This is a genomic window from Mycobacterium sp. NPDC003449 (genome assembly GCF_053588415.1).
In genome coordinates this window covers 1-2,732 of record NZ_JBSFPX010000349.1, presented here as the reverse complement: position 1 = coordinate 2,732, position 2,732 = coordinate 1, and the positions used below count along the sequence as shown (strand labels likewise).

Here is a 2,732-nt window from a genome sequence, read left to right as displayed (position 1 = left end):
ACCCCATCAGTCACATAAGCAACATGCCTGGCAAATCCCAGTGTCACACAACGACACGCCGATCACCCAGGAAATAAGTGCGGCTGTAGTACTAGAGTGTTCCCGACCGGGAGGTGCCATGGCGTTGATCGCGCTCGAGGAGCACTACGCCTGGGATCCCGCCAGTACGGGCAACGTCGTGGGCACCTGGTTGCGCTCGAACAATCCGACCGCGTATGCGGGGCTGTGCGACCGGTCGATGATGCGGCTTGAGCAGATCCTGTCGCTGTTCGACCCGGGCGTACAGGACGAGACCGACGTCGCGCGCGCCGTCGACCTTGCCCGCCGCGCGAACGACGACCTGGCCGATACGGTGCGCGGAAAACCGGACCGGTTCGGCGGATTCGCGACGCTCGCCACCAGGACCCGCGGGCCGCGGCCACCGAACTGGGGCGTGCGGTCGCGACGCGTCGAAAGGTCAGTTCCGAGAACGCCGTCGCGCTTTTCGGTGGGCGCCTGCCCGCCCACCTGAGCGCTTGACTCAGAGCTCGAAGACCTGGCCGTCCCTGGCGACCGTGACCTTGCCCCGGTAGCTCTTGCCGATGGCATCCAACCACTGGGAATCGGGCAGGTCGGTGGGCGAGTAGTGGCTCAGGACAACATGTTCGGCGGTGGCGGGGAGTGCGCCAGGATCAACCCCGCGGTGATCTACGCATCCGCCTACGGGTACGGCTCGGACGGGCCCTATCGGCGCAACCCGGGCCAGGACGTGCTGGTTCAGGCGATTTCCGGGTTCGGTGCGATGAACGCGGCCGCCGACGGCAGACCCACCCCGGTCGGCATGTCGATCACCGACCTGCTCGGCGGCATGAACGGGGCGATCGCGGTGCTCGCGGCGCTGCGGCACCGCGAGCGCACCGGTGAGGGACAGCGGGTCGAGGTGAATTTGCTGTCCAGCGCGATCGCCGCGCAGTCCGAGCAGGCGGTGCATTTCCTCAATACCGATGTGGGGGAGCCGGACCGGGGCACGATCATGCATGCGCACCCGTATATCCCCGCGCCGTACGGGTTCTACGCCACCAAGGACGGGTATCTCGCGCTGTCCAGTGGACGCCAGATCCCGGAGCTGGCCCGCATTCTGGACCTGCCCGCGCTGACCACCGACCCGCGGTTCGCCACCCCGCGATCCCGCAACGAGCATCGCGAGGCGTTCGAGGCCCTGCTCGAAGAGGGGTTGCGGCACAGGACGACAGCGGAATGGCTGGAGCTCATGGAGCCGGAAGGGATGTTCGCCGCGCCGGTGAAGTCCTTCGGCGAGGCGTTCACCGATGAACAGGTCGCCCAACAGGGAATGGTGGCCACGATCGACTCCCCGGTGGGTGAGCTGAAACTCCCTGCGCCGCCGTACACCTTGTCCAGGACACCGGCGACGGTGCGCACCGCACCGCCACGCCACGGCGAGCACACCGATGAGGTGCTGCGGGACGCCGGCTTCGGGCCGGATGAGATCGCCCGGCTGCGCGATCGGGAGGCGATCTGATGGCGGGGCCGCTGACCGGGATCCGGGTGCTGGATTTCACCGAACGGATGCAGGGACCCTATGCCACCCAGATGCTGGCGGACATGGGTGCCGATGTGGTGAAGGTCGAACGGCGGGTGGCGATCACCGCGGACGGCCGCAGCGACGATCGCTACGGCAGCAACGGTCGCTACGGCAGTGAACCCGACGACTCGACGATCTACGCCGCGGGTTTCCTGGCCAACAACCGCAACAAACGCAGCATCACGGTCGATTTGAAATCGGCCGGCGGGCGGGAAACGGTCGAACGCCTGGTGCCGCAGTTCGATGTGCTGTACGAGAATTTCCGGCCGGGGGTGATGGACCGGCTCGGCCTCGGCTACCAGCGCTGCGCCGAGCTCAACCCGAAGATCATCTACGTGTCGGCGACCGGATACGGTGCCCACGGCGCACATGTCGCCAAGCCCGGACAAGATGTGCTGATCGAGGCGCGGACCGGGTGGGGTGAACTCAACAGCGTGGACGGACGGCCGGTCCCGGTGGCCAGCGCCATCGCCGACACCCTCGGGGCCATGAACGGGGCGTTCGGGACGGTGTGCGCGATCGTGCACGCGGTGCGCACCGGCGAGGGGCAGCGGGTGCGCACCAGCCTGTTCGAGAGCGCCATCGCGGGCATGGCGGAGTGGGGATTTCATTTCCTCAACGCGCCGCAGGGCGCCCCACGGCGGCCACGGCCGGGGCATGCCAGCCCATACACCCCGCCACCGTACGGTTTCTACGCCACCAAGGACGGGCACATCGCACTGTCGAGCGGCAAGCAGATCTCGGCCCTGTCACGCATTCTCGGCATCGAGGACCTCGGTGCGGCCGACCGGTTCGGCTCGTACTGGGAGCGTTTCGACAACCGCGACGAGTTCGCCGCGATCATCGAGCAGGCGCTGGCCGCCAAAACGACCGCCGAATGGGTGGAGTTGATGGAGGCCGAAGACCTGTTCGTGGCGCCGGTCAACACCATGGAAGAGGCTTTTGCCGATCCGGCGGTCGCCGACAACGAGATGGTCGTCGAACTCGACACACCGGCGGGCCCGATGAAGTTCCTCGGTGTGCCGTACAAACTGGATGCCACCCCGGCCGGGGGGGGGGGGCCGCCCCCCCCGCCCCCGCCCGACCACAACCCCCAGCAGTCCAACGGCAAGCTGACCACGAACCAAAAAAAAACAAAACAAAAAAAAAC

3 protein-coding genes and 1 pseudogene are annotated in these 2,732 nt (G+C 67.1%); 3 read left to right on the top strand and 1 reads right to left on the bottom strand.

Features of this window, described 5'->3' with window-relative positions; all coding sequences use genetic code 11:
* The first annotated feature begins 118 nt into the window (after positions 1-118).
* Positions 119-511 (top strand): hypothetical protein, encoded by a 393-nt coding sequence (locus tag ACWDTP_RS38125; RefSeq protein ID WP_450028391.1) that lies wholly within the window; start codon positions 119-121, stop codon positions 509-511.
* A 9-nt stretch (positions 512-520) separates the two neighbouring features.
* Here the strand turns inward: ACWDTP_RS38125 and ACWDTP_RS38120 are convergent.
* A pseudogene (locus tag ACWDTP_RS38120) lies at positions 521-637 on the bottom strand (MBL fold metallo-hydrolase); the annotation flags it as partial.
* Between the two features lie 3 nt (positions 638-640).
* Between ACWDTP_RS38120 and ACWDTP_RS38115 the strand changes: the two are divergent.
* Positions 641-1,519 (top strand): CaiB/BaiF CoA transferase family protein, encoded by an 879-nt coding sequence (locus ACWDTP_RS38115; protein ID WP_450028392.1) that lies wholly within the window; start codon positions 641-643, stop codon positions 1,517-1,519.
* Positions 1,519-2,732: CaiB/BaiF CoA transferase family protein (locus ACWDTP_RS38110; RefSeq protein WP_450028390.1), on the top strand; the 1,214-nt coding region annotated here is incomplete at its 3' end. The genes ACWDTP_RS38115 and ACWDTP_RS38110, both read left to right, overlap by 1 nt.